This window comes from Paenibacillus sp. EKM301P, assembly GCF_011800295.1.
Lineage (GTDB): Bacteria > Bacillota > Bacilli > Paenibacillales > Paenibacillaceae > Paenibacillus > Paenibacillus polymyxa.
In genome coordinates this window covers 236,251-261,371 of the sequence record NZ_JAALFM010000003.1, presented here as the reverse complement: position 1 = coordinate 261,371, position 25,121 = coordinate 236,251, and the positions used below count along the sequence as shown (strand labels likewise).

Here is a 25,121-nt window from a genome sequence, read left to right as displayed (position 1 = left end):
GCATGAATACGGCGGCAGTAGGAACACTTTACGGCGTAGGCGTGGGGCCGGGTGATCCCGAGCTGATCACGGTCAAGGCGTACCGAATGATTCAGGAATGTGAAGTTGTGGCATATCCGAAGAAGCGCCGGGGAGGCAAATCGTATGCTCACGAGATTGTGGAATTATACGTTAACCCGGAGGAAAAGGAGATGTTGGGACTCATTTTTCCAATGACCAAAGACCCGGTTGTACTGGAGCGGGAGTGGAACAAAACGGTAGTTGCTTGCTGGGAAGCTCTGAGTCAGGGCAAGGATGTAGCCTTTGTCACAGAGGGAGACCCTAATCTGTACAGTACCTTTATTCACTTGGCGCGTCTTATGAAGGATCTTCATCCCGAGGTGCCGATTGTATCTATTCCGGGCATCTCTTCTGTATTGGGAGCAGCGGCAGCGCTGGAATTGCCTTTGGCAGACGGAGACCAACAGGTAGGTATTATTCCGGCTACGGAGGATCGGGCAGCGATGAAGCGGGCCATTGAGAATCACGATACAGTCGTATTTATCAAGGTCGCCAAGGTACTGGATTTGATTTTGGATGTGCTGGACGAGCTCAATCTTGGCGATCGTGCCTCTGTCATTACCAAAGTTACGTCTCCTTATGAAATGGTATGGCACAACGCCCGTGAGCTGCGCGGACAGGAGCTTGAATATTTGAGTTTAATGGTGGTGAGCAAATGACGTTGGAGCCAAAGGTATATATCGTAGGAGCAGGCCCTGGTGACCCGGAGTTGATTACGGTCAAAGGCTCCCGGATTCTACGTACGGCAGATGTGGTGTTGTACACGGATTCACTAGTGAACAATGAGCTGATTGCTACGGCTAAGCCGGAGGCACAGGTACTGCAAAGCTCAGGCATGGATTTGGAGCGGCAGGTCGAGATTATGAGCGAGGCTGTGCAGGCTGGGCGCAGTGTAGCCCGTGTACATACAGGTGATCCGGCAGTATACGGTGCGATTTTGGAGCAAATGGTGCTGCTGAAGCAGCGCGGAGTAGCCTACGAAATCGTACCGGGCGTCAGCTCGGTCTTTGCTTCTGCGGCCGTGCTGGGTGCAGAGCTAACCGTGCCTGACTTGACGCAGACGGTCATTCTGACGCGTGCCGAAGGCCGTACACCTGTACCGGATCGTGAAAAGCTGCGTGATCTGGCATCCCATCACTGTACAGTGGCGCTGTTCCTCAGTGCAACGCTGGCGAAGAAGGTAGTCGTTGAATTTTTGGCGGCTGGCTGGAGCGAAGACACGCCTGTAGCCGTTGTGCAGCGCGCAACTTGGCCGGACCAAAAAATCGTGCGCACGACGCTTGCCCAATTACCAACCGATCTGCGCGCAGCGGGCATAACGATGCATGCCATGATTTTGGCAGGCTGGGCGCTCGACCCGGGGTTGGTGGACAAGGACGCACATCGTTCCAAGTTATATGACAAGTCGTTCACCCACGGCTACCGAAAGGGAGTGAAGCCTGGTGAGTAATCCATTTGCCGCTGTGGCGATCACGAAGCATGGAGTCGAGATGGTCCGCAATTTGGGAGCCAGCTTTCCGGGTACGGATGTGTATTACATGTCCAAGTTTGAGCGTGGAGACGAGCAGGAGCGTGGCATTCAATTGTTCGAAGGTTCGGTCAAACTGATTTTGCCGGATTTATTCAAACAATATAACGGTATTATTTTATTTATTTCCCTCGGTGCGGTGGTTCGTATGATTGCACCGATTTTGGTGGATAAAAAGGTAGACCCAGCCGTGGTCGTCATTGATGATCGCGGAGAACATGTCATTAGCGTACTGTCTGGGCATTTGGGCGGTGCAAATGAATTGACCCGTCATGTAGCCGCTGTACTGGGGGCACGTGCGGTAATCACGACTGCATCGGACGTGCAGGGCACGATTCCAGTGGATATGTTGGGGCGGGAATTGGGTTGGGTGGTCGATAGCTTCGATAAGGCCACGCCTGTGAGCGCCGCTGTTGTGAACGAGGAGCCCGTTGTACTCATACAAGAGACAGGCGAACGGAACTGGTGGCGTTATGACAAGCCAGTACCTGCACATATCAAGGTATATGCCTCAATGGCGGAAGCGGCACAAGAACCGTTCAACGCCGCGTTGGTCGTAAGTGACCGTTTGTTAGAGCCTGAGGAAGAGGAGAGGTTTCTTTCTAATGGCGTGCTGTATCGTCCTAAAAGCTTGGTGCTTGGCATTGGCTGCAATCGGGGAACTGCATTGGAGGAGCTGGAAGCTGGGGTGCTGAACACCTTGCAAGAGCTGCGTTTGTCTGTAAAAAGCGTACGGAATATTGCTACGATTGATCTGAAAAAGGATGAAGAGGGCTTGCTCGCCCTCTGCGCCAAATACGGCTGGGAGCTGGTGACGTACACTCCGTCAGAGCTGAACATGGTGCAGCTTCCCAATCCATCGGAAACTGTCTTCAAATACACTGGCGCCTATGGGGTCAGCGAACCATCAGCCCTGTTGTCTTCCGGTGCAGATCATTGGCTGCTGGAGAAGAAAAAAAGCGGAAATATGACGTTGTCTGTAGCGCGGGTTTCCTATGACTGACGATATGAATCAGGCTATACAGCTAGACTCGTCTGCCACGGCACGCAGAAGTCGTATCGTTGTCGCCGGTACGGGCAGCGGCGCGGGCAAAACGACTGTGACTCTCGGGCTGATGAAGGCGTTCGCCGACAGCGGCCTGCGAGTGCAGGGATTTAAGTGCGGTCCGGATTATATTGATCCGACCTATCATACGGCCGCGACCGGAACGCCTTCCCGTAATCTCGATTCCTGGATGACCTCGCCGGATACGGTGCGTGAAACCTTTATCCGCGCATCTGAAGGCGCAGATATCTCCGTGATTGAAGGCGTCATGGGGCTATATGACGGCAAGGACCCGCTCAGCAATATTGGCTCGACTGCCGAAATTGCCATGCTGACGGATAGCCCGGTATTGCTGGTCGTCGACGTGCGCAGCATGGCACGCAGCGCGGCCGCTATTGTGCTCGGCTTTCAGCGCTTGGAGCCCAAGCTGCGCATTGTAGGCGTAATCGTGAATCGCTGCGGTAGCCAGGGGCATTACGGCATTGTCAAAAAGGCGATCGAGCAGGAATGCGGCATTCCTGTGCTCGGTTGGTTAAAGCGCGATGACGGACTGGATATTCCCGAGCGTCATCTGGGGTTGGTGCCTGCTGTAGAACGCGGCGAGCTGGAGCCGCTCTTCCAACGGGCGGCAGAGCTGATTCGCGCGGGTACGGATCTGGATGCACTGCGGGCATTGGCGGATTCGGCTCCGCCGCTCAGCCTACCCGAGCACCCATTATTTCCTCCAGATCAGCCTCCCACAGCAGGACATGAAGTCGAGACTGGGGAACGTCCCATCATTGCTGTCGCCAGAGATGCGGCGTTCAATTTCTACTACCCCGAAAATATGGATTTGCTGCGCCAAGCGGGAGCAGAGATTGTCTATTTTAGTCCGCTGGCGGGAGAACGCGTCCCTGAGCACGCCAACGGCCTATATCTGGGCGGCGGCTTTCCCGAGGAGTTTGCGGCAGATATCGCTGCCAATACGGGCTTTCTGCAAGATATCCGCAACGCAGTGAGCCGGGATATGCCTGTATTCGCCGAGTGCGGTGGTTATATGATACTGGCCCGGACACTTACGGATCGGGCGGGTCACGCCCACCACATGGCCGGGGTGATCCCTTCGGACGTTCGCATGCAGGAGAAGCGGGCTGCATTGGGATACCGGGAAGCAACCGCATTGCAAGATTGCTTGCTGCTGGAGGCTGGAGAGACGATTCGGGGACATGAATTTCATTATTCGGTCATGAGCTATGATGAATCTGCCGCCCCCTATCCCTTTGCCTATCAAACCAAGGGGATGCGCGGACTCCAGAGTGAAGGTTATGCCAAAGGGAACCTCTTGGCAGCCTACACACACATTCATCTCGCTTCTCTACCCAAGGCAGCAGCACGCTGGGTTGAAAAATGCCGAGCTTACGACTAAAACACAAAAAAGCCGGGTCCCTATAAGGGTCCGGCTGTTCTAAATATAAAGAGAATTAAATCTTACATAACATGGAAGCGTATACATTGTTTTTTTGGGCGATTCGCCTACATGAGCTTTTTCAGTTGGGAAATCCTTCCCTGACTCACGCCAAGCATGGAAGCGAGTTGTTTTTGTGAAGATGCTGGATGTTCTTCCATAAGCTCTCTCATTTTCTCCAAAATAACATCCGTGCGCTGATAAATCTTTTTCATATGCATATTTTGCTTCAGTGGAGGTGACTGGGTTTCAGTCGCTGTGACCGGAAGTAAATCTTCCGTTTTCATCGAGGTGGCACATGCATCGCAGATAAACTGATCTTTAAAATAGGTGTTGGTATCAACCGAACCGCAAAATATACAATTAGTTGATTTGTACTTACGGAGCATGAGTGTTTGGTCTTCAATAAAAAACTCTAATGGATCGCCGATGTCAATCTCCATCGTCATGCGCAACTCTTTAGGAAGCACAATTCGTCCCAAGCTGTCCAAGGGCCGGGTCATTCCAGTCCTTTTCATTCATGCAACCTCCCCAGTGTTTTAAGATTTATAGAATGTATAAGCTTTGAGGCAATTCTTATCAATTCTATAACCGCAAGCATAGATTTCTTACGAAAAGCGGCCCTTCATTGCTATTCATGCATGGACGCACTTTTTTTCTTACGAGTATACCATAAACGGGCGGAATCGCCAGCGTTCATGTTTATAAATTTATAATTAGTTTATTCCGAGCGAACATATATGCTATAATCTTCTGCTAAAGGATTTAATAGGCCGTCTGTAGAATTATTTATATATGCCGTAGCTTGGACAACGATGGCGGTGTTATGGGAAATAGATGAGGGCCAAAGGATTTTTTCAGAGCGTTTTGACCCCACAAACAAGAGACCGTTGGTACGGGACCCGCCTTTAAAGTCCTTATATACAAGTCAGGCAAGGAGGATTTATGATGGAAAAAAGAAAAGCATTGCTGCTAGGAGATTATTCATATCCGGAGTTTCACCCGCTACAAGGGGTGGACGAAGAGATTAGTCATATTTTACAAGATTGGATGACGGTTCAATGCAGTGAGAATCGTAAAATGCTGCTCAAGGAAAATCTAGCTTCATTTGATCTATGCATCTCGTATTGTGATAGCCGTAAGGAGGTTCTGTCTCCTCAACAAACAGCAGGACTGCTGTCCTACGTCAGCGGCGGAGGTGGACTGCTTGTGCTGCATAACGGAATCACATTGCAAGGACGTTATGAAATTGCACAGCTCATGGGAGCGCGTTTCCTGCGGCATCCGTCAGCGGAGCAGCTTTCCTTCAAGGTAACAGAGCCGGATCATCCGATTATGGAAGGAATCGAGCCGTTCGAGATTCAAGAGGAGCCGTATCGTTTTGATTTTGATCCATTCACTGAAAAAACACTGTTAATGGAATACGAGTATGAAGGTCAGTGGTGGCCAGCTGCATGGTCATTGTCCTATGGCTTGGGCAGAGTCGTCTACCTGATGCCTGGACATAATCAGCCAAGTTTCCAGCACGAGGGATACCGTAAGCTACTGCTTCAGGCTGCTAAGTGGGCCGGACGCTTTCCAGGTTAAGTATAATCATTCATTCCAACCATTGTGGGGGGAGCTGCGAACTTTATGCGGCTCCCCTTTTCAGGTTATACTATAGGTAATCACAGGTAGGGGAGGATATATTATGAGCGATTTGTTCAAAAAAGCCATCTCATTGGGGTGGGGCCTCACCGTTGTCAGCAAAGAAAAGGTGGAGAAAGCCGTCGAGGATCTTGTAAACCGTGGAGAACTTGCGCCCTCGGAATCCAAAGCGCTGGTCGATCGTCTGATCGAACGGGGAGCAGAGGAGCAGGGACAATTCAAAACCATGATCCGTGAGCAGGTTAGCCGCATTTTGCAGGAGCTGGAAGTACCTACCGAAAATGATGTCACAAGTTTGGAGCAGCGTGTGGCATTGTTGGAAAAAAAGGTAGCGGAGCTGGAAAAAGAAAAGGCGGCGCTTACGGGTTCGAGTGACGCTGAAGAAGCGAACCGGTTGGATTAAAATGGCCGTTCGCATGAAGCACGCCGGTCGTTACCGGGAAATTGCCATGGCGCTGGCGCGTCATGGCTTTGGCTATATGGTGGAAGAAATGGGACTGTTCCAGCTGCTATCCCTGCCCCGCAAGTGGCTAACGAGAGAAACCCCCGAGTCCAAAACCTTAGGTGAACGGATTCGGCTTGTGCTGGAGGACCTGGGGCCTGCATTCATCAAGCTTGGACAGTTGGCAAGTACACGTGCTGACCTGCTGCCAGAGCCTATTATTCGCGAACTGGTTAAGCTCCAGGATCAGGTACCGCCTTTTTCGCCTGACACGGCGCGTGGCATTCTGGAACAGGAGCTGGATACGTCATTAGAGGACATACTGGTTCGTTTTGACGATGATCCGCTGGCGGCTGCTTCGATCGGGCAAGTGCATCTGGGCAAGCTGCACAGCGGCGAAATGGTCGCGATTAAAATCCAGCGTCCAGGCGTTAATCGCATCATCCGGCGGGATTTGGACATTTTACGGGAACTGACCGCAATGGCAGCCAAGCGCTGGGAATGGGTGGAGCGTTATCAGCTTCGCCAGATGGTGGAAGAGCTGGGGAGATCGCTCATTCAGGAGCTGGATTACAACCATGAAGCTCGTAACACGGAAAAGATTGCGCTCCAGTTTGAGCAGGACCCACATATCTATATTCCGAAAATATACTGGGACCATACTTCCTCACGTATATTGACCATGGAGTTTCTGGACGGAACTCACTTAGGGAGTCGTGAAGAGTTATTGCGCCGTGGTTATAACTTGAAAGAACTGGCGCAGCGGCTGGTCAACAGCATGCTGCATCAAATTTTTATAGAGGGCTTTTTTCATGCCGATCCCCATCCGGGGAATTTGCTCGTCCTGAATAATGGAAGCCTCGCTTATCTGGACTTTGGCATGGCGGGAAGGCTAAGCGAAGAAATGAAGAATCATCTCGCTTCTCTCATGATCGCCCTGATGCGCAAAAATACCGATGCTATGGTTCGCGCCATCGAACGACTAGGGCTGGTCGATCCGGATACTGACCTGAATGCACTGCGAGCCGATCTGGACAAAATACGCGAAGATTACGCGGACGTTCCTTTCTCACAGGTCAGCATTGGCGATGCCTTGAACGACCTGTTTGGCGCAGCACAGCGCCATCGGATTGGTTTGCCATCAGACGTCCTGCTGCTGGGCAAGGCGCTGCTGACACTGGAAGGGGTCGTAGAGCATCTGGACCCTGATCTCAGCATTATTGCTTTGGCCGAGCCTTTTGGCAATAAGCTGCTGAAGGAACGCTTCAGCGGTCGCCGTATTCGGGGCAAGCTGTTGGGGAGTGCAACCGAGCTGATGGAGACGCTGATGGAACTGCCGAGACAGACGAGGCATCTGGCCTCAATTATCAGCAAGGGTAAGCTTAAACTGGAAGTTACTGTACCAGAGCTGGAACAGCTTTTGCGCAAGCTGGATCAGATCAGCAATCGCCTGTCATTCAGTATTGTGCTGTTAGCATTCAGCATTATTATGGTCGGGCTGATTATCGGTTCATCGCTAAATCACCAGGCGACCATGCTGTGGAACGTACCTGCGATTGAAATTGGTTTTGTTGTAGCGCTCTTGATGGTTGCCTTTTTACTATATTCAATTTTTAAATCAGGAAGATTCTAGATATCGACAACAAAGGAGGCGTCATGGACACTCATAAGATGAACACTGTCTCAATGAATACTCTTCAAATTACAGATGTACCGTGGCACCGCCTGACTACTCCTTATGGTAGGGGCACGGACCTGCCGCATTTGATATCCAATAGGGAGTATGCAGCCATCGCTGATCTGATAGAGCATCAAGGTACATTGTGGCAGGTTACCCCATGGGCGCTACTATTCTTATTGCGGAATATGCATGCGAGAAGCCCCCAGGATATCGCACTGAGCGAGTTGGATTTGTACCATACGGTTGTTCAAGCATTGGACATGGAAAATCTACAAGCGGACTCACAGAAGTCTGTAGAATCCTTGACTATGCTGCTAGATGAAAAATATTTATGGCCGGTAGACAGCGCTCCAGAAGATGATGAAGTGGAGTGGGAAGAGGAAGAAGCACGTGGCTATGATCCGGTAGCTTTTTGGAGCTATTATGTCTATAGCTGTCGGTTACTAAAGCAAGCGCTGCCTGATTTTGAGAGTTTGCTCCAGCGCTATGCGGACTCAGAGATTGCTGAATCCCTATCAGAGCTTGTGCAGCAATTACGAAAATTTTAAATATAAGAAAACGAATTAGATAAAGAAAACGGGCGCTATTTCAAGTAAATAGACGTTTTCATTCTGTAAACAGCCTTTTAACTCATTCGTCTCTGCGAATCCCTTGCGTTATAATGATGGACTGGATGTAACGGAAGGGGTTCGTTTGAGAGAGACGAGCTGAATGATAGGAGAGCCTTAGCGTTTGACCGCTGGACGGATGCCCAAAGCAAGATCGGGTTGCGGGTCAAAATGCTGTTCTCTGTGAATATAGGAGGCTGGAACGAAACAGTATGAATCTTAGACAACAATGGTTCGGTAATATCCGGGCTGATATACTTGCGGGCATGACCGTGGCGCTGGCATTGATACCAGAGGCGATTGCCTTCTCCATCATTGCAGGTGTCAACCCTATGGTCGGACTGTATGCCTCCATCTCGATGGCGATTGTCATTTCTTTTGCAGGTGGACGTCCGGCGATGATCTCGGCAGCAACCGGGGCTGTAGCTGTAGTGGTTGTTGGTTTGGTCAAAGATTATGGCGTGGAGTATTTGTTTGCAGCTACTATTTTGGCTGGGATCATTCAGGTACTGCTGGGTGTTTTGAGAATTGGTCGCTTTATTAGCTTTATTTCACAGCCGGTCATGACCGGGTTTGTGAATGCGCTGGCGATCCTCGTCTTTATGGCACAGCTAACCCACTTTCATGGAGCCAATTGGATCATGTACGCGATGGTAGCGGGGACATTGCTCATTGTGTATATTTTACCGAGATTTGTGAAAAGCATTCCCGCCCCGTTGACAGCAATCATCATCATGACGATTATTACGTATGTTTTTGGATTGAATGTCAAAACGGTAGGGGATATCGGTACGCTGACCAGCTCGCTGCCTTCATTCCATTTGCCGCAAATTGAGTGGTCGTGGCACACGTTGCGGATATTGCTGCCATATTCCTTTACGATGGCGCTGGTTGGACTGCTGGAATCACTGCTGACAGCCAGTATTTTGGATGAAATGACCGAAACGAAAAGCAATAAAAACCGGGAAGCCCGTGGGCAAGGGATTGCCAACTTTGTAAATGGCTTTTTTGGGGGTATGGGTGGCTGTGCCATGATCGGACAATCCGTCATTAATGTAAGCTCAGGCGGAAGAGGACGACTGTCCACTTTCACGGCGGGGGTGTTCTTGGCTTTTCTGCTGCTTGTGCTTGGCGGTGTTGTAAAGGAAGTACCTATGGGCGCATTGGTGGGAGTCATGTTCATGGTGTGTATCGGAACCGTGGATTGGAAGTCGCTCCGAAACATCGCCAAGGTTCCCAAAGCAGATACGTTTATTATGGTGGTCACGGTCATCATCGTGGTGGCTACGCACGATTTGTCCAAGGGCGTGATCGTAGGCGTACTGTTGAGTGCCCTGCATTTTGGCTGGAAAATGGCTAAAATCCGTATCAGTGCGACTGAGGATCAGGAAGCAAAGGTGTACCATGTCAGAGGGCCGATGTTTTTCGCCTCAACGACTCATTTTGTCGATCATTTTGAACCTTCGGATGATCCGGAGCGCGTTGTAGTGGACTTTAGCCATTCACATGTGTGGGATCACTCGGCGGTTACTGCCATTGGCAAGGTGCTGCAAAAATACAGAAACGCAGGTAAATCTATTACCTTACAAGGGTTAAATGAGGAAAGTCGTTTAATTGTAGAAAAGCTCGGTGGTCCTGTAGTTACAGAGCCGATCGTGTGATGAATCGTATAGCATAAAGCAAAGCCTAAAATGGAATTCATCCATTTTGGGCTTTTTTTATTTATTTCTGAAATGAAATAACGGTTTTCTTTCTTAATCATAGATAAATATGACAAATTTTCAGCAAAGTATTGACGTAATAAATGGGCAGGAATACAATCATTGTTATTAAGCATAGCAAGTACATAGGAATAATTGAAAATTGAAAGGTATGTACATATGAACTTAGACTGGGAGTTTATTGTAGAAAGCTTGCCGCTATATGGAGAAGCCATGTGGCTGACGTTGAAGATTGCCTTTTTTGCTATTCTGTTTTCATTAGTCGTCGGTTTGCTGTGTAGCATAGTGCTGTATTACAGGGTGAGAGGAATTAGTGGAATTATTGTAGCCTATATCGAGCTTTCCCGAAATACGCCGCTGCTTGTACAGTTATATTTTCTGTACTACGGGTTTACCAAAATAGGTCTGCATATGAGCGAAATGACATGTGCCATTGTGGGCATGACCTTTTTGGGCGGGGGCTATATGGCTGAGGCGTTCCGTGGTGGAATCGAAGCCGTGAGTAAAACCCAAACGGAATCCGGGCTGAGTCTCGGACTGTCCAAGATACAACTGGCGAGATATGTTATTTTGCCGCAGGCATTTGCCATCAGTATTCCGTCTTTGGGAGCCAATGCAATTTTTCTTCTCAAGGAGACTTCCATTGTGGGTGCCATTGCTTTACTAGATCTGATGAATGTGGCAAAGGACCTGATCGGTATGTACTACAAAACGACAGAATCGTTGATTCTGCTGGTATTGGCATATCTCGTTCTGCTTTTACCTTTGTCGATGCTGCTGACTTGGGTGGAAAGGAAGGTGCGATATGCTGAGTTCGGGGATTAATGTGCTTTTTGAGGGTTCGAATTTTGAGCGTCTGTTAGGGGGATTGCTGGTTACGCTGGAAATTGCATTACTCTCCATTATTATCGGTACGCTGCTAGGCATTTTGATGGGACTGCTCCGCACTTTACAATCAAGACCGATTCGATTTGTGCTGAAATTATATTTGGAGACATTTCGCATTATTCCGATTTTAGTGTGGTTGTATGTCGTGTATTTTGGATTTACGCCTTTGCTGAATGTGAATATTAGCGGGGAACTAACGGCCGTTATCGTATTCAGTCTGTGGGGAGCAGCCGAGATTGGTGACATCGTACGTGGTGCGCTGGAATCACTGCCTAAGCATCAGGTGGAATCCGGGCAGGCATTAGGGCTAACCTATTGGCAATTATACCGTCATGTGCTCATTCCCCAAGCGGTGCGCCGAATGCTTCCGGGTTCTATTAATCTGGCGACACGGATGATCAAAACCACGTCACTCGTGGTACTGATCGGTGTAGTGGAAGTGGTCAAGGTTGGGCAGCAGATTATTGAGCTTGGTGTAATCAAAGCGCCTTCGGCATCCTTTTGGGTGTATGGCTTTATTTTTATATTGTATTTTCTTGTATGCTATCCGTTATCCAGACTTTCCAAAAGATTTGAACGCAGATGGCAAAATTAGCAGGATGGGGTGGTGTCATGGAAGAGGCTGTGGAGGTTTTATTGGAAATTCGAGGGCTGGACAAAAGCTTCGGCGACCGAAAAGTGCTGCAGCAGATTAGTCTGGACGTAAGGAAAGGGGAAGTCGTGGTCATTCTCGGTCCTTCGGGATGTGGAAAAAGCACGCTTCTTCGGTGCCTCAATGGTCTGGAGCCAGTCCAGGGCGGAGATATCCGTTATAGAGGACAGGATTTGACAGATAAAAAGGTGAATTGGCGTGAGGTGCGGCAGCATATCGGAATGGTGTTCCAAAACTATGAGCTGTTTCCGCATATGACCGTCTTGGAAAATATATTGCTTGGCCCGCTTAAAGTTCAGCGGCGAAACAAGCAGGAGGCGCTTGCGCAAGCGGAGCAGCTCTTGGAGCGAGTCGGTCTGCTGGATCGCAAGGATGCGTATCCGCGACAATTATCAGGCGGGCAAAAGCAACGGATTGCGATTGTGCGCGCCCTGTGTATGAATCCTGAAATTATGCTTTTTGATGAGGTCACCGCATCCTTGGACCCGGAAATGGTCAGAGAGGTGCTGGATGTCATGCGAGAGCTGGCCCAACAGGGGATGACGATGATAATCGTGACGCATGAGATGGGGTTTGCCAAGTCGGTAGGAGATCGTATCGTTTTTATGGATCAAGGACAGATATGTGAAATGACTACACCACAGCAATTTTTTACCCAACCGGAAACAGAGCGTGCCCAGCACTTTCTGGATATATTTCAATACGAAACGATATGAGCATTTTGCATCAATCCCATGAGCGACTTCCAATCACAATATAGAGATCGAAATGTTTCTATTGGTCTCTATATTGCACCCAGAAGCGAAAGAAACCGAATGATGCAAAATGCTGACAAATAAGGGGATGAATACAGATGAGAAAAGGAATGAAGTTCACAACGTTATTACTGGCTTTGAGCTTGCTGCTCGTCGGCTTGGCGGGATGTGCAGGAGGCGGGAATACCAATGGTAGTTCAAGCTCGGCTAAATTTGCTTCAATTGAGGACATTAAAAAGAATGGCAAGATTCGAATCGGTGTATTTGCGGATAAGCCGCCTTTTGGCTACGTAGATTCAGAAGGGAAAAATCAAGGCTTTGATGTGTATATTGCGAAACGGTTTGCCAAAGACCTCTTGGGCGACGAGTCGAAGGTGGAGTTCGTTCTGGTGGATGCCGCCAGCCGGGTTGCCTATTTGGAATCCAACAAGGTAGATATCATAATGGCTAACTTTACTGTGACCGATGAACGTAAAGAAAAAGTTGATTTTGCTAACCCGTATATGAAATTATCCTTTGGCATTGTGTCACCCGACAGTGCTCCCATCACCACGATTGACCAATTGAAGGGCTCGGATCAAAAGCTGATTGTTGCCAAGGGAACGACAGCAGAGACCTATTTTACAAAAAATTATCCTGACATCAAGCTGCTCAAATTCGATCAATACACCGAAATCTTCTCGGCTCTCAAAGACAAACGCGGTGCCGCCATTGCGAACGATAATACAGAGCTGATCGCTTGGGCCAAGGCCAATCCCGGCTTTACCGTAAGCATTCCAGCCTTCGGTGGTCAAGATACGATTGCCCCTGCAGTAGCGAAGGGAAATAAGGAACTGTTGGATTGGATCAACAACGAACTGGCTACGTTGGGTAAAGAAAATTTTGTCCATCAAGCCTATAAGGACACACTGACCTCCGTTTACGGAGAAGGCTTTACGGATCAATTGGTTGTGGAGGGCGGCAAGGTTAATTAATCATCGTATAAATTGCTATTAAGTATAAAAAAGCGTTGGGCTTGCTGTCCCGACGCTTCTTTCATATGGGCAAAGGGAGATTCGCAAGTTTTTAATCGAGATAATACTTCCCCAAAATCTCTTGCATGCTCGTAAATTTCATTATATAATTTTAAATGATTATGATTCTCATTATCATTTAAGTCTTTAGGCGCAGACTCCCAATATGAGCCTAAGTGAATAGGATGGTGCTTTACACATGGCTAAAACGGATGTGGCTACTGCCAGAAGACAGCTCAGCAGTCCGAACAAGGTAACGCGCAGACGGGCTTTAAGAACGATCAAAGCTGCGAAGCGCGCGAAGTAACAAGCTTCAAGTTAACTGCAAATGGCAATACCAGTGTCAAATTTTTTAGTCTCCTCATTTTGATATTGCACCTGCCTTCCTGATGGTGGTACACAGGAAGGCGGGTGTCTTTTTTTATTTCTTTTGTGCAAACAGCCATTCAATCATATCCTGATTTTGTAAAGCCGGAACCCAGGAGAAGTGTCCTGTAGGTTTGATAATCCCTGCTTCGTATTCAGTGAAGTGAATGAGGTTTCCGTTCTGTGCTTTGATAGCAGCAACCATTTCTTCTGAGTTCTTAGGACTTACTGTCGTATCGTCCGCCGCATGGAAGGCCCAAATAGGGACGTTCTTCAATATTTCAACGTGTGCAGGGTCAACAGGGGCATACATGTTAACAGCCTTTTCATAGTTGGTCAGTCCGGCAATCGGTACGCCAGCAGCGAACAGATCAAGATTTTTTTCTAACAATCTCCATGTCCCCATAGCTCCTTGAGAAATACCTACGATATAGATGCGGTTGGTGTCGATCGGATATTTCAAGGCCGTTTCACGTACCAAATCGGCAACAGCACTGTTGCGCGGTTCATCTGCCCAAATAAATTTATGCTCTAGGTCAATCGGGCTTTGAGGAGCGATGACGAAGGATGGGTGCTTGGCTTGCTGCTCAGGAGAAGCCCAAGTAACGGCCCCGGCATTCGCTAACAGGTTAACCCCGTTTCCGTCACCACGTTCGCCGTTTCCGTGCAGGAATACTACCAGCGGATAGGTTTTGCCAGGTTCTACTTTAGGCTCAAACGTAAAGTAGTTCAGTTTGAAGCCGTCTTTATTTTCAAAAGTGTTTTTTTGAAAATCGTCTACGATGGGTGTCACTTTATCGGTTGCTTTTACAGTCTGTGCAGTCGCTGGAACGACTGTTTTCTTCGAAGTTGCAATATCTTTCTTTTGGCTAATGTAATAGTTCAGCGGATTAATACGATTGACTGCGCTTGTCGAATCGTAAGTAAGGGTGCTTGCATTTTTATCCTGCGTGTCCAGCTCGATTACGACATATTTGCCATGAGTACTGCGGTTGGTGATGGCACCAGTATCATTGGTGTATACACCAGTCACAGTTCTGTCTGCGTATACATCATTAAGCACAGATTGAACCTGAAAACTGGAAGTGGACAGGGATGATCCGTCAATATTGGTGCTGTATTTCATTACAACGGCAGAAACAACCTCACCCAGAGGCTGTACCTTAGTAAGCACGGTTGCCTGTGGTGCTGGAACATCGGCTGCTGCGGCAGAGCTGGAGGATGGATAAAAGATCGTAAGCAGGAGCACGAAAGATAGTAGAACAAGGGCGAAACGTCTTTTTTGCATAAGATAATCTCCTTTGGCGTTTTTTTAAAGCGTTTACTATATGCTCAGGATGCTTGACTGTATGCTGTGGAACTCATACAAATCAAAAAAAGGCAAACTCCGGGTACACAAGTGTACTCGGGTTTTGCCTTTTCAGTAACAATCCCAATTGAAGGATAGCATCCTCATTGGAATCTGACAAGTGAAAGCGCTACAATTTTGGATGTTTTTATAAAAAATTTTCCTTCTCAACCGGGATGCGATGGTATATAATCTCCTTAACTTAACACTGTTAACTTATATAACGACGTTAATAAGGGGGATGAAATCATGAACCAATATGATGTTATTGTCATTGGTGCTGGGCTGGGTGGTTTGTCTTGTGCAGCCAGACTTTCTGCGTTGGGTTACCGGACAGCTGTGTTTGAAAGTCATACTTTGGCTGGCGGCTTTGCTACTGAATTCACACGAAAGGGATATACCTTTGATGTCTCCTTGCACGGCGTCGGCGGACTCGAAGAAGGCAGCTTCGGTCAGATGTTAAAGGACTGCCATGTGGACCAGCAAATCGTTCCTCTCCGTAAAAAGCACCCTTACTCCATTCGCTGGGAAGGGCAGATCATTGATATCCCATCTGATGTGCAGGAGTATGTGCAACTCCTCAAAGGCATGTTTCCTGCTGAGGTAGCAGCCATTGATAAGCTATTCGCGGGCATTCGCCGTTTTGAGACAGGCTTTACCGCTTTTTCTTCCCTTACTTCCTGGCGTAAGCTGGCGGGTCTGTTCAAAGCAGGCACCTTCTTCCGCTGGACGAAAATGACCACCTGGGAGGCTGTAAGTCAGTTTGGCTTGTCTGACCGATTCACGGAGTTCTTCACTGCACTCTGGCCCTATTATGGGCTGCCCCCGAAGCGGTTGGCGGCTTTGTACTTTTTTATTCCCTGGATCGGCTATCATCTGGAGGGGACGTACTACATTCAGGGAGGTGCACAGGCCTTGTCCAATACGCTGGTCGAAGCTATTCAATCAGCTGAAGGAGAAGTTCACCTGCGCAGTCAGGTATCTGAAATTATACTTGAACGCGGTAAAGCAGCTGGTGTACGTCTGAAAAAAGGGGATGTATATAAAGCCAACTGGGTTGTGTCTGGGATCAGTCCTCATCATACCTATGGCCGTCTGCTGGAGAGTCACAATGCCGCCCGTCGCGAGCTGGAGGCTGTAACCAGACTGGAAACTGGTACGTCTCTCACTCAGCTGTACCTAGGGCTATCATGCGAGCCTCATGAGCTTGGGATCACCGAAGAAGACTTAATCCTATATAACGAGCCGGATTCGGAGACGGATTATGAAGTCATGATGAGCGGCCAGTATATGAAAGGCAACTGGATGCTCACAAATTATAACGCCATGGACCCTACACTCAATGAAGCGGGAAAGGGTGTCATCGCTGTTACGTTTTTGGACAGATTGGAGAACTGGCCTAGCGCACGTCCCGAATATAAAGCCAAAAAGAAAGCAGTAACACAGCAGATACTGGAATGTCTTGAACAGCTATATCCTGGTTTTAGCAGCAAGGTCGTGGTGGCAGAGTTGGGTACACCACGCACCATGCAGCGGTATACTGCTAATCCCGGCGGAGCCGTTTATGGCTATGCACAAACGGTCCGGCAGTCCGGCATACACAGACTGAAGCGCAAATCAGCAGTGAACCGCCTGTCATTGGTAGGAGCCTGGACACAGCCTGGGGGCGGGTTTCAAGGAGCTATGAACTCGGGTATAATGGAAGCTGATCGTATCGCCGCCAAATTGAGATAGGCAGAAAGGGCAAGTATATCTACTCATGAAACATATCAAACGCCGAGAACGTGAAAGCAGTGAGATCCGCCGCAAAATCATTGAGGCCGCCCGATCGCTCTTCTTGAACCAAGGGTATGCTGAAGTCTCCATGCGTAAAATTGCGGATCAGATCGAATATTCACCAACGACTATTTATCATTATTTCTCCAATAAGGAAGCGGTTGTTCGTGAACTGCTGTTAGAAGGGAATGCTTTGTTCCTGAAGGCTCTCCAGCAGCGCGTGGATGAAGCACAGGCAGCCGGACTGAACGCTCTGGACACACTGAAAACAGTGTCCGATGCTTATGTCCGTTTTGGCATGGCTAATCCCGAATACTACAACATCCTGTTTATCAGCAACCTTGAATCTGTAAGCTCGGTTACCCTTATAGACAGTGGGAGTTTTAAAGGGTTTGAGTTGCTTGAGGGCGGACTCAAAGCCGCTATGGAGGAAGGCTGCATCATTCAAGGAGATGAGCGCCTGATGGCTAGATCCGTATGGAGTATGCTGCACGGATTGACTTCTTTGCTCCTGAATTTTGAACTTCCTATGGCAAAATCAAATGATGAATTGATTTCATTTACTATAGATACTTTTATTCGGGGAATAAGCCGCTGATGCAGCGGCTCATTTTTTATCCTCACACCCCATACATGCAAGTCTGCATACGTCGATTCCAGTGTTAACGAAGTTCCAAATGTGAAAGCTGCTGAAGCACGGCTTCAATGCGACGTTTATCTTTTTTGAGCACCACGAGCTGTAAAGAAGTATGAAGCAGATTTGAGATGCTAGCCCAAGCGTCTGCTTCTAGAGTGGGCAGAAGATCGCGCTGAATCATGATATCCAGCGCCTCGGTTGCAATTTTCTGATGAAGCTCGCTACCGGATAGCCATTCAATCACCTGCTCATCTGTAGGACGTGAGTAGGCGAAAAGTACTGCCCAGCCATCAACCGGATGATTGACCTTATCTCGCATCCAGTCAATGACCTGGGGGGAATGAAAATGCTGTAACTGACCGCTAACGGTGTATCCTTCTAATTTGTCATCCTTCGCCCTATGCTGTATCAGATCATTGTAAACTTTTGTAAGCCCTTCCTGCTCGGGCAGGCAGCGGGCGGATAGATAGGCACGTGTCGAGATAAATGCGGCCCTAGCATGTGTGTTATTTGAAGCGGGAGGTCTCCATGCTTGCGCGTTATCCGTGTCCGGCTCCCATAAGGAGCGAACCCAATCAGCAGCCCCAATACCTGCGGTCTCCCCAACGAAAAATGCCCATGTAGTGAATTGGGCCGGGTTACACTGAATGCGCTGCTCCCAGGCAAGAAAAATATCCTTTGGATCATAGGCCTGGAAAGCCTGCAGTACAGCAGGATGATCTACGCCATGCATGGTGGTGTAGTGGATCAGTGTATCCAACGACCGGGCATCCTCCAGTTTCATCGTGCAGAACATATCCAACCAGCGTTGCCACAGCTGCAGCGACGGGCTATTTAGATGAATACCATGCTCGTCTAACACGTTAGACCAGTCCCACAGCCATAGCCCGTGCAAGGTAAGCATGGTTTCTATATAGGTAGGTAGACTTTCTGCAAGCAGCGTGAACTGGTCCAACTCATGCTCATAACAGAACACTGCTGGCTCTGTTGCGGATGTCGCTCTATCAAGCAGGATCGGATCACCAGCACCGTTATAGTTCAAAATAAGATATCGTTGTTCGTCCGCTGCTGAGTCGTTATCTTCTTCATAGGGTGTAAAATAGCTAATATCCTCATAATTCCAGCCAAATTCTCCTGTAATATCTTCAAGGATAATGGGTGCTTGTTCAGGGTCATGGCTGCCTTCATATGAATACTCTGATTCATCGACTACAACACAGTGTTGAGGGAGGCACCATAGCAGATGTAAGCTGCCACACCGCTTTAATAATTCAGACAGGGAGGCAGGCAAAGTGACCTGGAGCCGTTCCTCCAGCTCAGTCAGTTCCTCTTCGGAAATCCCCTTCGTGCATTGGTATGCCACGTCAGGCATTCCACCTTGTCTCAGACGATCAGCGATTTCTCCCAGCTTTTCTAAGGTATATGCAAAATGTACTGTCATTCGTATTCGTCCTCCTCTTACTCTACAACTCGGCAATGCTCTTTTTGCAAGAATGATAGAATTTCATCATGAAGTGCTATCGCCTTGGGTTCATAAATGATCGCCACTTCGCGTCCATATGCATAGTTGAAGCGCACATATCCGCCAAGAAGCTGGAAAAAAGCCATGCAGGTATGCTCGTTTTCGATCCATAGGTTTGTGTCAAAATGCTGTTTAAACCGCTGAGCCAACACTTGTATAGATGCTGGAGCTATATTTGGGATTGGATCATTCGGATTGGCTGGATCGTAAGCTTTTACCGTATCCGGGGGATTAAATAGTAGGAATGTCGCGGTTCTGTCCAGACTGACAGGTTCGAAATAACGGGGGAATGGCTCTGTTTTTCCGAATTCATCCCGTAGTATATGCTCCAGCGTATCTGTAAATGGGGTTTGAACATCTAATGGCTTCATAGTAATGACTTCCGAATGTCGCGGTAGCCAAAGCAAGCCTTCGACCTGAGGATGCACCGCTAGAAAATCACCATCTATGGAGCTGCCGATGACCACGCACTCGCCCAGCTGTTGCGCGGTGATCGGACAGTTATCATCATGCGTCCACAGTTCGTAATCTGCATAGGATTGCAAAAGTTGAGGATCAGGCGGTTCAATCACCAGCAGGCCGCAATAGGTGCCTGGCCCGTATTGGGTGAGAAATGAAGCATAGGGAGTTGGTAAAGTTATGCCATGGGTATGTTCGAAATTTGCCATTTCATCGGCAGCCACTGGCGTGTGTTGTGTGGAAACCCAATACATGAAGAATACACCTGCTTTCCGGCACTCTATCTATAGGGATGGAGCCCAAATGTAAATGAGAGATATGCTATAATCAGGAAATAAAATAGTTAAATATTAGTCTATCTCAATTATGTAAGAACTACAATTTGTGAGGGTACGAAAGGGGAACACATCGTATGACATCGGGGGTACAGGCCTACATAGATCCAATTTTTGAAGAGATTGACCAGAGATACGCTTCTGAGCAAAAGCGCATCGCGGAATTCAAGAACAAAAGCGTCCTTCACGAAGGGATTCATGAATACTTAAAAGTTACCTGTAAGAGAGATGGGGTATGGGTGGATACCTACGAACCGTTTGATTGGGATCATCGTAGACCAGACACAAAAATTCCTGGTTTTACGGAGGAAGTGACGCTCCAGCAGGTGCAGGATGAATGGATGCCAGTGTTCAAAGAACGGATAGCGGCTCTGTATAATTCGGAAGAATTTGGTCCTATGTTTTTTCGTTATCGGCTGGAATTTCATCTGGAGGTGGTCTTGGAGAATAAGGCCAGTCATTTTACATTCTCGCTGCTGAACGAAGATAAGCGGCAGCACCTGTTAGCCTCTATTGAACAGTTTGTGGAGCAGAAGCTCAATCCTGCCAGTAGAGCTATGCCAAAGGAAGAGGACGATTTTTTCTTAGTAAGGCACTTGCTTGATCCTCATTTGTACCCTGTAGACGCCCAGCGGGTGAATGAACTGCTGAATCGAATGGATGCAAAAGTGCAGGTCAGCCGCAAGCGAGAAGAAGCATGGAGGCATCAGCTGAGCAGAGGCTTAATGCATTGGGCTGAAGATGAATTTTTGGCTAAGTATACAGATCAGGAAAAAAGGTACGGGCTTGATTATACGGTGAGGCCCGATATTCTTCCTTCAGATATTCCCGCCCCGGTTATGGAGATGTTCCTGCTGACCGCGATGCGAGTGGGTCTGACCGATGCCGATGCACGGCAGAAGTATTTGGAGATTGCTGCACAACTGGGCTCAGAGCAGGCTGTTCAGTGGCTTAAGAGCGGATCAGGCAGCATTCCAGCGTCATATACAAGCGAGCGTGTCACCTGCCAAGCGAATGATATTTTGCAAACACTAGAGGTTCAGATTCGTTCTGAGGAAGAAGAGAGCTACAGAGAAGCACTCGTATATCTATGTGATATATTACGGAAAGGCTTTACTAAGGAATATGGGATGAAGTTTAAAAGCAAAGTGAAAAACTATCTACCCGTACCCAAGTTGGCCAAATCTGCATTACATCGTTTCTTTGCCAATGCACTTGAATACCCTTCGCTGCTTCCGTTGCTGGCGGAATATGCCGAGACCGTGATGGAAGAATTCAAGTGGTACAACGATGTAGAGCCGGGGGAGAAGTCGGCGATGCCAGGAACCTATGCGGTGATGGGATTAGGACTTAAAGGAACGCAGTATTTTTCGCTGGTGAATCGTTATATGAAACTGGTAGACAGTGAGCATCAGTCGGTACAGGACGGTTACGCCGCTGTATTTGCTGAGGCGCATGGACTGACACCGGATACGATCCCCGTTTGGGCGAGGATTCTTTTGGCAGGTAATGATTCCGCCAAACCACTAAAATCGGCTGGCATTGAAAGTGTAGAGCAGGCACAGGCGTTAGTAGATGTGCTTCTACAACTGGAAGACTACGAACAAGAGATGCTCGTTTATCGTATATGGGGTGGCGCGAAGAAACTAAAAAACAGCCTGAAGCAGGCTGTCCCTGAGGTAAAAGAGTTACTGGAGCCGCTTATTCCATAAAAGCATCGTATTCTTGATCATATCGCAGTCCCTGCGCAATGTGTTGAATATCTGGCTCGCTTCCACTGCGGCGTAGCACTTCAATAACATCCTGTACAGTCGCTATTTCCAGCCAAGATTGCACGTGGTGGTCTGGGAAACGGCCTGGATCAGTGCTTCTAGGCTGTCAAAAGTTTGTATACTCATGTTTGGTAATGCTCTCCCTTAGACGCTTGTTTATGCTGTAGCTTTTGTAATATTTTTAAAATGGCCTGGCGATTTTTAGCATCCTTAATGTATTTGGGAATGGAATGGGAAGCCGTACGCATCATACCGGATGAGGGTTTTTCTCGCAACTCGGCAGAGATATAGGAGAGCAGGTAATTCAGGTGTATCCGGTTAAGAGCCCAGACTGGTTTCCCCCGATAGTAATCAAGGAAGTACAGCTGGAGCTGGAAAATAGGATCTTTTCCATTTTGGATCACGTCCGTATGCCATTCACGTGACTGCATACGATGCACCGGAACCTGATTACGTGTCTCGCAATGCGGACAGTGTATATTTGTATTTTTGTGAGTAACCGTTCGGTCATCATGAATTTCGATATTAAAATACCGCTCACAGTGGCTGCATACGCCGCGTGCATAGAATTTATACGATTCTGGCTGCTGAAATGTGTAGTAACAATGAGAGCAGCGAACAACGTAATAACAGTCTTCCTTTGATTTGGAAATAGAAGCTTGACTCTGACAGCGAGGGCAGTGGACAGCTACCTGTTCTCCCCTCCTGATCACGGCGGCAAAGTCATATTTATATCCATATTCATCTTTGAAGCGTTTTTGCTCCATGATCGTTCCTCCTTTTCGGAAAGAGCGTAAAAACGTACTTTTTATATATCATATGTTATAATATTCCTTAACAACAGAATGGCTTAGATGGGCGGTCGGCTAGTCTCCTGTGAAGGAGGTGAGGGTCCTGATTCTTTCCTTCCATAAAAAGAAATAGACCGCCCGTGGTAGGAACCGGTCTATTTCATGTACCGTAAACTTGCAGCCACCGCCCTTAAAAGCGGCTGTTTCCAAAGAGTGAGGATGTTGACGCATCTTCACTCTTTTTTAGAATATACATCTTATTCCCATTTTAACACTTGAAAAAGGCCTTTTCAATGTGCCGAAGGATGAAAAGGTGAATAGAGATGCGCGAAAGGAGAGGGCGAGCATGAGCATTTTTACAGGACTGCAGCGTCCGCAATTTCAGGCCTACTATGATGAGGAATTTCTTATAAAGCATCGTTTTGAAAATGACAGGGGCTTTCCGCCTTCCTATATAGATTACGTCAAAACTCTTGGCTACGGACGATTATGCAGCTTATGGAACATTCATATTCCTCTCGGTGATCACCCGGATTCATGGCTTCGTCGTTACCATGACTGGCGAGCCTGGTTTGATGATGTACTGGAATCGGAAGAGGTTTTACAAGAAGCGGCGCTGGAGCCAGATGGTTTCCCGGAACTATTGGAGCATGCAGTTCCCTTCGCTTCCAGTGAAGGAAATGACCTGCTGGTCTGGGATGTTCAATCGCCTGATGAACGGGGGGAATTCCCAATTTATGCTTTGAATCTGCGCACATGGGGCAACTTTCGGTATGCAGCCCCTGATTTGTATAGCTTCGTCGAAGCGCTGCTGGATGGGGAGCGTGTAAAGTCGGTTTTGGGAACACATCGTACACCATTCCCTTATACATTTGAACCCTTTTAGATCGTTAAAGAGCCACCCTAGTTTTCGAAGTCTAAGGTGGCTCTTTGCGTTGCTATTCTTCTAGCTTTTATGTTTGGGCTAAATATTGCTGTACTAGCTCATATCCAGCCACGCCCATTACAGTATATTGATTATATTCTTCCAGTTCCAGATTGCGTATATATTCATCCCCGCAATACAGATGGCCCGCACAATTAAAATACTTTAGCTGCTGTTGCTCCTCGGATAGAGGGCGATGATCGATAATGGGCCATACTCCCTTCGCCAGATTTTGGGTGGCTGTGAAAATAACTTCGAATCGGCCACGGTGATTGGTGAACGGAAGATATGTGGTTTCATCCTCGTACGTTTGATTCTGACCTATGGATAGCACCCCAAAGGAGAACGCCTTTTTGAATCGACCATACAGCGCGCAGATCACCTGACATACCGCTAATCGGCCGTCATGCATAGGGATAACAAAAATGTCGCCTTCCTGATGTTTGATTCTTTTCAATACCATCGTCAGGCCAGCTCTTCCTGAATGATCTCTGTTTTTAAGCCTTTAGCGCTGGTAATCGTAATGCTGATCGCATCAAATCCGTTTCGCTTTGCCTCTTCAAAATCGCACCGTTCGCCGCTGATCAGCTCCAGCTGCCCGTTCTCATCCACATCATCCGCAAACTCGTCATCCCAATCAACATTATAAAAAGCAGTCACGGTCACCTCAAAGGTATCTTCACCATCATCGTCCAGATAAGGTAGCAGGGGAGTGCGATTGTTCTGCTGTTCTTCCGTATACACTTCACACAGCAGTGCATCGTAACCATGGCGGGTTCCATCAAAAATCACGATCTGCTCACCTGTGACTGCATCTTCTGCAATAATGAGCTGGGGTGCAAACTCCGTTACAGCGATCAGCTCGTCCATGAACTCTCCATAATAAAAAATGTGGAATTTCGTATTTCCGGCCTGTGAACGGAGCTTACCTGTCCATTCCTGCTCGACCCATACCTCCGGGTTTTCGGGCACAACCCAACCATCCAAATAAGCGGGTCCTAATTTAACATGATGTGTTTCTGTCATCCGTAGCGCCTTCCTTTCTTTTCGTTCATTATGACATGGACAGGGTCACGATTTTGTTGTCCTCGTCAACATCTACCTTCACGTTCACTCCCAGCTTGTCCTTAAACAGCTTACTGATATTGATATAGTTATCCTTTACCGAACGGCTTGAATTACCAGTGGTGCGAGTCATCCCAGCGGTGATGATGGAGCGAACATAGGTTTTGTCGAGCTTGGCTTCAGGATTGTAAGTATAAATAACCTGCTCTTGTTGATTGTAATAATGGGTTAACTCCGTATAGTCGTTGGCGTTCTCATACTGTTTTTCCTCACGCACATAATCGGGATGGTCCATGGTGTAGTGGATTCCCCCGTCCAGAAAAGGATTATCCTTGGAGGGTCTGAGTTCATACTGTCCATATGCGAGTTGAAACAGGTATTCTATGCCTGAGCCCTCTGCTTGATAGTAGAGCTGACGATGATCCCCTTTTTTATCGATCGCGGTATAGCTGCTGATTAAAGGCCAGGCATCATACTTTTTACCCTTTACCTCAACGGCAACCTTATAATGTACGAGCACCTTTTCATTTTGGAATAACCCAAAGCTGCTCATAATGAAATACGCAGGCACACATATAATTCCGATAATCAATATGAATATAAATATTCTTACACGCATGAGTAGAGTAATTCTCCTTTAG

At 47.9% G+C, this 25,121-nt stretch carries 26 protein-coding genes; 18 read left to right on the top strand and 8 right to left on the bottom strand.

What is annotated here, in order from left to right:
• Positions 1-2 precede the first annotated feature (2 nt).
• Genes cobI through HFD99_RS09375 form a run of 4 tightly spaced genes read left to right on the top strand, consistent with a single transcriptional unit; the run spans position 3 to position 4,038 of the window.
• Positions 3-719, top strand: a complete 717-nt coding sequence (cobI, locus tag HFD99_RS09390; protein ID WP_019688869.1) for a precorrin-2 C(20)-methyltransferase — start codon at positions 3-5, stop codon at positions 717-719.
• Positions 716-1,510 carry a precorrin-4 C(11)-methyltransferase gene (gene cobM / locus HFD99_RS09385; protein ID WP_019688868.1) on the top strand — a complete coding sequence of 265 codons (795 nt, stop codon included), beginning with the start codon at positions 716-718 and terminating at the stop codon, positions 1,508-1,510. The genes cobI and cobM overlap by 4 nt, the downstream gene beginning before the upstream one ends.
• On the top strand, positions 1,503-2,591 hold the full coding sequence (locus HFD99_RS09380) for a cobalt-precorrin 5A hydrolase (protein ID WP_045244685.1): 1,089 nt from the start codon (positions 1,503-1,505) through the stop codon (positions 2,589-2,591). The genes cobM and HFD99_RS09380 overlap by 8 nt, the downstream gene beginning before the upstream one ends.
• Positions 2,584-4,038 carry a cobyrinate a,c-diamide synthase gene (locus HFD99_RS09375; RefSeq protein WP_016822805.1) on the top strand — a complete coding sequence of 485 codons (1,455 nt, stop codon included), beginning with the start codon at positions 2,584-2,586 and terminating at the stop codon, positions 4,036-4,038. The genes HFD99_RS09380 and HFD99_RS09375 overlap by 8 nt, the downstream gene beginning before the upstream one ends.
• Before the next feature lie 107 nt (positions 4,039-4,145).
• On the opposite strand, the gene HFD99_RS09370 is transcribed toward HFD99_RS09375, so the two are convergent.
• Positions 4,146-4,595: an AbrB/MazE/SpoVT family DNA-binding domain-containing protein gene (locus HFD99_RS09370; RefSeq protein WP_016822806.1), complete on the bottom strand. Its 450-nt coding sequence runs from the start codon at positions 4,593-4,595 to the stop codon at positions 4,146-4,148.
• Between the two features lie 430 nt (positions 4,596-5,025).
• Here HFD99_RS09370 and HFD99_RS09365 point away from each other — a divergent pair, with 430 nt between their 5' ends.
• From HFD99_RS09365 to HFD99_RS09320, 10 genes are all read left to right on the top strand, one after another.
• Positions 5,026-5,664 (top strand): ThuA domain-containing protein, encoded by a 639-nt coding sequence (locus tag HFD99_RS09365; RefSeq protein WP_016822807.1) that lies wholly within the window; start codon positions 5,026-5,028, stop codon positions 5,662-5,664.
• Between the two features lie 103 nt (positions 5,665-5,767).
• Positions 5,768-6,127, top strand: a complete 360-nt coding sequence (locus HFD99_RS09360; protein WP_016822808.1) for a phasin family protein — start codon at positions 5,768-5,770, stop codon at positions 6,125-6,127.
• 1 nt (position 6,128) lies between these two features.
• Complete coding sequence (locus tag HFD99_RS09355; RefSeq protein ID WP_025366054.1) at positions 6,129-7,799, top strand: ABC1 kinase family protein; 1,671 nt, start codon at positions 6,129-6,131, stop codon at positions 7,797-7,799.
• 23 nt (positions 7,800-7,822) lie between these two features.
• Positions 7,823-8,395 carry a hypothetical protein gene (locus HFD99_RS09350; protein ID WP_016822810.1) on the top strand — a complete coding sequence of 191 codons (573 nt, stop codon included), beginning with the start codon at positions 7,823-7,825 and terminating at the stop codon, positions 8,393-8,395.
• A gap of 272 nt (positions 8,396-8,667) precedes the next feature.
• Positions 8,668-10,116 (top strand): SulP family inorganic anion transporter, encoded by a 1,449-nt coding sequence (locus tag HFD99_RS09345; RefSeq protein WP_019688861.1) that lies wholly within the window; start codon positions 8,668-8,670, stop codon positions 10,114-10,116.
• Between the two features lie 219 nt (positions 10,117-10,335).
• A complete protein-coding gene (locus HFD99_RS09340) occupies positions 10,336-11,001 on the top strand; it encodes an amino acid ABC transporter permease (RefSeq protein WP_016822815.1) in 666 nt (221 codons plus the stop codon).
• The gene (locus HFD99_RS09335; RefSeq protein ID WP_025366053.1) at positions 10,982-11,659 is read left to right on the top strand and encodes an amino acid ABC transporter permease; all 678 of its coding nucleotides are present in this window, start codon (positions 10,982-10,984) and stop codon (positions 11,657-11,659) included. Before HFD99_RS09340 ends, HFD99_RS09335 begins: the two co-directional genes overlap by 20 nt.
• Before the next feature lie 17 nt (positions 11,660-11,676).
• Complete coding sequence (locus tag HFD99_RS09330; RefSeq protein ID WP_019688858.1) at positions 11,677-12,432, top strand: amino acid ABC transporter ATP-binding protein; 756 nt, start codon at positions 11,677-11,679, stop codon at positions 12,430-12,432.
• 137 nt (positions 12,433-12,569) lie between these two features.
• A complete protein-coding gene (locus HFD99_RS09325; RefSeq protein ID WP_025366052.1) occupies positions 12,570-13,445 on the top strand; it encodes a cysteine ABC transporter substrate-binding protein in 876 nt (291 codons plus the stop codon).
• A 238-nt stretch (positions 13,446-13,683) separates the two neighbouring features.
• The gene (locus HFD99_RS09320) at positions 13,684-13,791 is read left to right on the top strand and encodes a putative metal homeostasis protein (RefSeq protein ID WP_016822819.1); all 108 of its coding nucleotides are present in this window, start codon (positions 13,684-13,686) and stop codon (positions 13,789-13,791) included.
• A 114-nt stretch (positions 13,792-13,905) separates the two neighbouring features.
• Here HFD99_RS09320 and HFD99_RS09315 read toward each other — a convergent pair whose 3' ends face one another.
• The gene (locus HFD99_RS09315; RefSeq protein ID WP_025366051.1) at positions 13,906-15,138 is read right to left on the bottom strand and encodes a PHB depolymerase family esterase; all 1,233 of its coding nucleotides are present in this window, start codon (positions 15,136-15,138) and stop codon (positions 13,906-13,908) included.
• A gap of 309 nt (positions 15,139-15,447) precedes the next feature.
• Here HFD99_RS09315 and HFD99_RS09310 point away from each other — a divergent pair, with 309 nt between their 5' ends.
• Both HFD99_RS09310 and HFD99_RS09305 read left to right on the top strand, forming a co-directional pair.
• The gene (locus tag HFD99_RS09310; protein WP_025366050.1) at positions 15,448-16,932 is read left to right on the top strand and encodes a phytoene desaturase family protein; all 1,485 of its coding nucleotides are present in this window, start codon (positions 15,448-15,450) and stop codon (positions 16,930-16,932) included.
• 25 nt (positions 16,933-16,957) lie between these two features.
• On the top strand, positions 16,958-17,572 hold the full coding sequence (locus tag HFD99_RS09305) for a TetR/AcrR family transcriptional regulator (protein WP_016822822.1): 615 nt from the start codon (positions 16,958-16,960) through the stop codon (positions 17,570-17,572).
• 64 nt (positions 17,573-17,636) lie between these two features.
• Here HFD99_RS09305 and HFD99_RS09300 read toward each other — a convergent pair whose 3' ends face one another.
• Positions 17,637-19,052 carry an SMI1/KNR4 family protein gene (locus HFD99_RS09300; protein WP_025366049.1) on the bottom strand — a complete coding sequence of 472 codons (1,416 nt, stop codon included), beginning with the start codon at positions 19,050-19,052 and terminating at the stop codon, positions 17,637-17,639.
• Between the two features lie 17 nt (positions 19,053-19,069).
• Positions 19,070-19,846 (bottom strand): hypothetical protein, encoded by a 777-nt coding sequence (locus HFD99_RS09295; protein ID WP_025366048.1) that lies wholly within the window; start codon positions 19,844-19,846, stop codon positions 19,070-19,072.
• Between the two features lie 158 nt (positions 19,847-20,004).
• Between HFD99_RS09295 and HFD99_RS09290 the strand changes: the two genes are divergently transcribed.
• A complete protein-coding gene (locus HFD99_RS09290) occupies positions 20,005-21,639 on the top strand; it encodes a DUF6138 family protein (RefSeq protein ID WP_025366047.1) in 1,635 nt (544 codons plus the stop codon).
• A 182-nt stretch (positions 21,640-21,821) separates the two neighbouring features.
• Here HFD99_RS09290 and HFD99_RS09285 read toward each other — a convergent pair whose 3' ends face one another.
• Complete coding sequence (locus HFD99_RS09285; protein WP_025366046.1) at positions 21,822-22,466, bottom strand: hypothetical protein; 645 nt, start codon at positions 22,464-22,466, stop codon at positions 21,822-21,824.
• A gap of 370 nt (positions 22,467-22,836) precedes the next feature.
• Between HFD99_RS09285 and HFD99_RS09280 the strand changes: the two genes are divergently transcribed.
• Positions 22,837-23,376, top strand: a complete 540-nt coding sequence (locus HFD99_RS09280) for a hypothetical protein (RefSeq protein WP_025366045.1) — start codon at positions 22,837-22,839, stop codon at positions 23,374-23,376.
• Positions 23,377-23,443: 67 nt separating this feature from the next.
• Here HFD99_RS09280 and HFD99_RS09275 read toward each other — a convergent pair whose 3' ends face one another.
• From HFD99_RS09275 to HFD99_RS09265, 3 genes are read right to left on the bottom strand one after another with little or no spacing between them, the layout of a single operon-like run.
• On the bottom strand, positions 23,444-23,878 hold the full coding sequence (locus HFD99_RS09275) for an immunity 26/phosphotriesterase HocA family protein (RefSeq protein ID WP_025366044.1): 435 nt from the start codon (positions 23,876-23,878) through the stop codon (positions 23,444-23,446).
• Between the two features lie 2 nt (positions 23,879-23,880).
• Positions 23,881-24,441: a hypothetical protein gene (locus tag HFD99_RS09270; RefSeq protein WP_025366043.1), complete on the bottom strand. Its 561-nt coding sequence runs from the start codon at positions 24,439-24,441 to the stop codon at positions 23,881-23,883.
• Positions 24,442-24,469: 28 nt separating this feature from the next.
• The gene (locus HFD99_RS09265) at positions 24,470-25,099 is read right to left on the bottom strand and encodes a hypothetical protein (protein WP_167440873.1); all 630 of its coding nucleotides are present in this window, start codon (positions 25,097-25,099) and stop codon (positions 24,470-24,472) included.
• Positions 25,100-25,121 lie beyond the last annotated feature (22 nt).

Coding starts and splice junctions, on each gene's coding strand:
- cobI (WP_019688869.1), top strand. CDS start 3: ATGAATACGGCGGCAGTAGGAACACTTTACGGCGTAGGCGTGGGGCCG.
- cobM (WP_019688868.1), top strand. CDS start 716: ATGACGTTGGAGCCAAAGGTATATATCGTAGGAGCAGGCCCTGGTGAC.
- HFD99_RS09375 (WP_016822805.1), top strand. CDS start 2,584: ATGACTGACGATATGAATCAGGCTATACAGCTAGACTCGTCTGCCACG.
- HFD99_RS09370 (WP_016822806.1), bottom strand. CDS start 4,595: ATGAAAAGGACTGGAATGACCCGGCCCTTGGACAGCTTGGGACGAATT.
- HFD99_RS09365 (WP_016822807.1), top strand. CDS start 5,026: ATGGAAAAAAGAAAAGCATTGCTGCTAGGAGATTATTCATATCCGGAG.
- HFD99_RS09360 (WP_016822808.1), top strand. CDS start 5,768: ATGAGCGATTTGTTCAAAAAAGCCATCTCATTGGGGTGGGGCCTCACC.
- HFD99_RS09355 (WP_025366054.1), top strand. CDS start 6,129: ATGGCCGTTCGCATGAAGCACGCCGGTCGTTACCGGGAAATTGCCATG.
- HFD99_RS09350 (WP_016822810.1), top strand. CDS start 7,823: ATGGACACTCATAAGATGAACACTGTCTCAATGAATACTCTTCAAATT.
- HFD99_RS09345 (WP_019688861.1), top strand. CDS start 8,668: ATGAATCTTAGACAACAATGGTTCGGTAATATCCGGGCTGATATACTT.
- HFD99_RS09340 (WP_016822815.1), top strand. CDS start 10,336: ATGAACTTAGACTGGGAGTTTATTGTAGAAAGCTTGCCGCTATATGGA.
- HFD99_RS09335 (WP_025366053.1), top strand. CDS start 10,982: ATGCTGAGTTCGGGGATTAATGTGCTTTTTGAGGGTTCGAATTTTGAG.
- HFD99_RS09330 (WP_019688858.1), top strand. CDS start 11,677: ATGGAAGAGGCTGTGGAGGTTTTATTGGAAATTCGAGGGCTGGACAAA.
- HFD99_RS09325 (WP_025366052.1), top strand. CDS start 12,570: ATGAGAAAAGGAATGAAGTTCACAACGTTATTACTGGCTTTGAGCTTG.
- HFD99_RS09320 (WP_016822819.1), top strand. CDS start 13,684: ATGGCTAAAACGGATGTGGCTACTGCCAGAAGACAGCTCAGCAGTCCG.
- HFD99_RS09315 (WP_025366051.1), bottom strand. CDS start 15,138: ATGCAAAAAAGACGTTTCGCCCTTGTTCTACTATCTTTCGTGCTCCTG.
- HFD99_RS09310 (WP_025366050.1), top strand. CDS start 15,448: ATGAACCAATATGATGTTATTGTCATTGGTGCTGGGCTGGGTGGTTTG.
- HFD99_RS09305 (WP_016822822.1), top strand. CDS start 16,958: ATGAAACATATCAAACGCCGAGAACGTGAAAGCAGTGAGATCCGCCGC.
- HFD99_RS09300 (WP_025366049.1), bottom strand. CDS start 19,052: ATGACAGTACATTTTGCATATACCTTAGAAAAGCTGGGAGAAATCGCT.
- HFD99_RS09295 (WP_025366048.1), bottom strand. CDS start 19,846: ATGTATTGGGTTTCCACACAACACACGCCAGTGGCTGCCGATGAAATG.
- HFD99_RS09290 (WP_025366047.1), top strand. CDS start 20,005: ATGACATCGGGGGTACAGGCCTACATAGATCCAATTTTTGAAGAGATT.
- HFD99_RS09285 (WP_025366046.1), bottom strand. CDS start 22,466: ATGGAGCAAAAACGCTTCAAAGATGAATATGGATATAAATATGACTTT.
- HFD99_RS09280 (WP_025366045.1), top strand. CDS start 22,837: ATGAGCATTTTTACAGGACTGCAGCGTCCGCAATTTCAGGCCTACTAT.
- HFD99_RS09275 (WP_025366044.1), bottom strand. CDS start 23,878: ATGGTATTGAAAAGAATCAAACATCAGGAAGGCGACATTTTTGTTATC.
- HFD99_RS09270 (WP_025366043.1), bottom strand. CDS start 24,441: ATGACAGAAACACATCATGTTAAATTAGGACCCGCTTATTTGGATGGT.
- HFD99_RS09265 (WP_167440873.1), bottom strand. CDS start 25,099: ATGCGTGTAAGAATATTTATATTCATATTGATTATCGGAATTATATGT.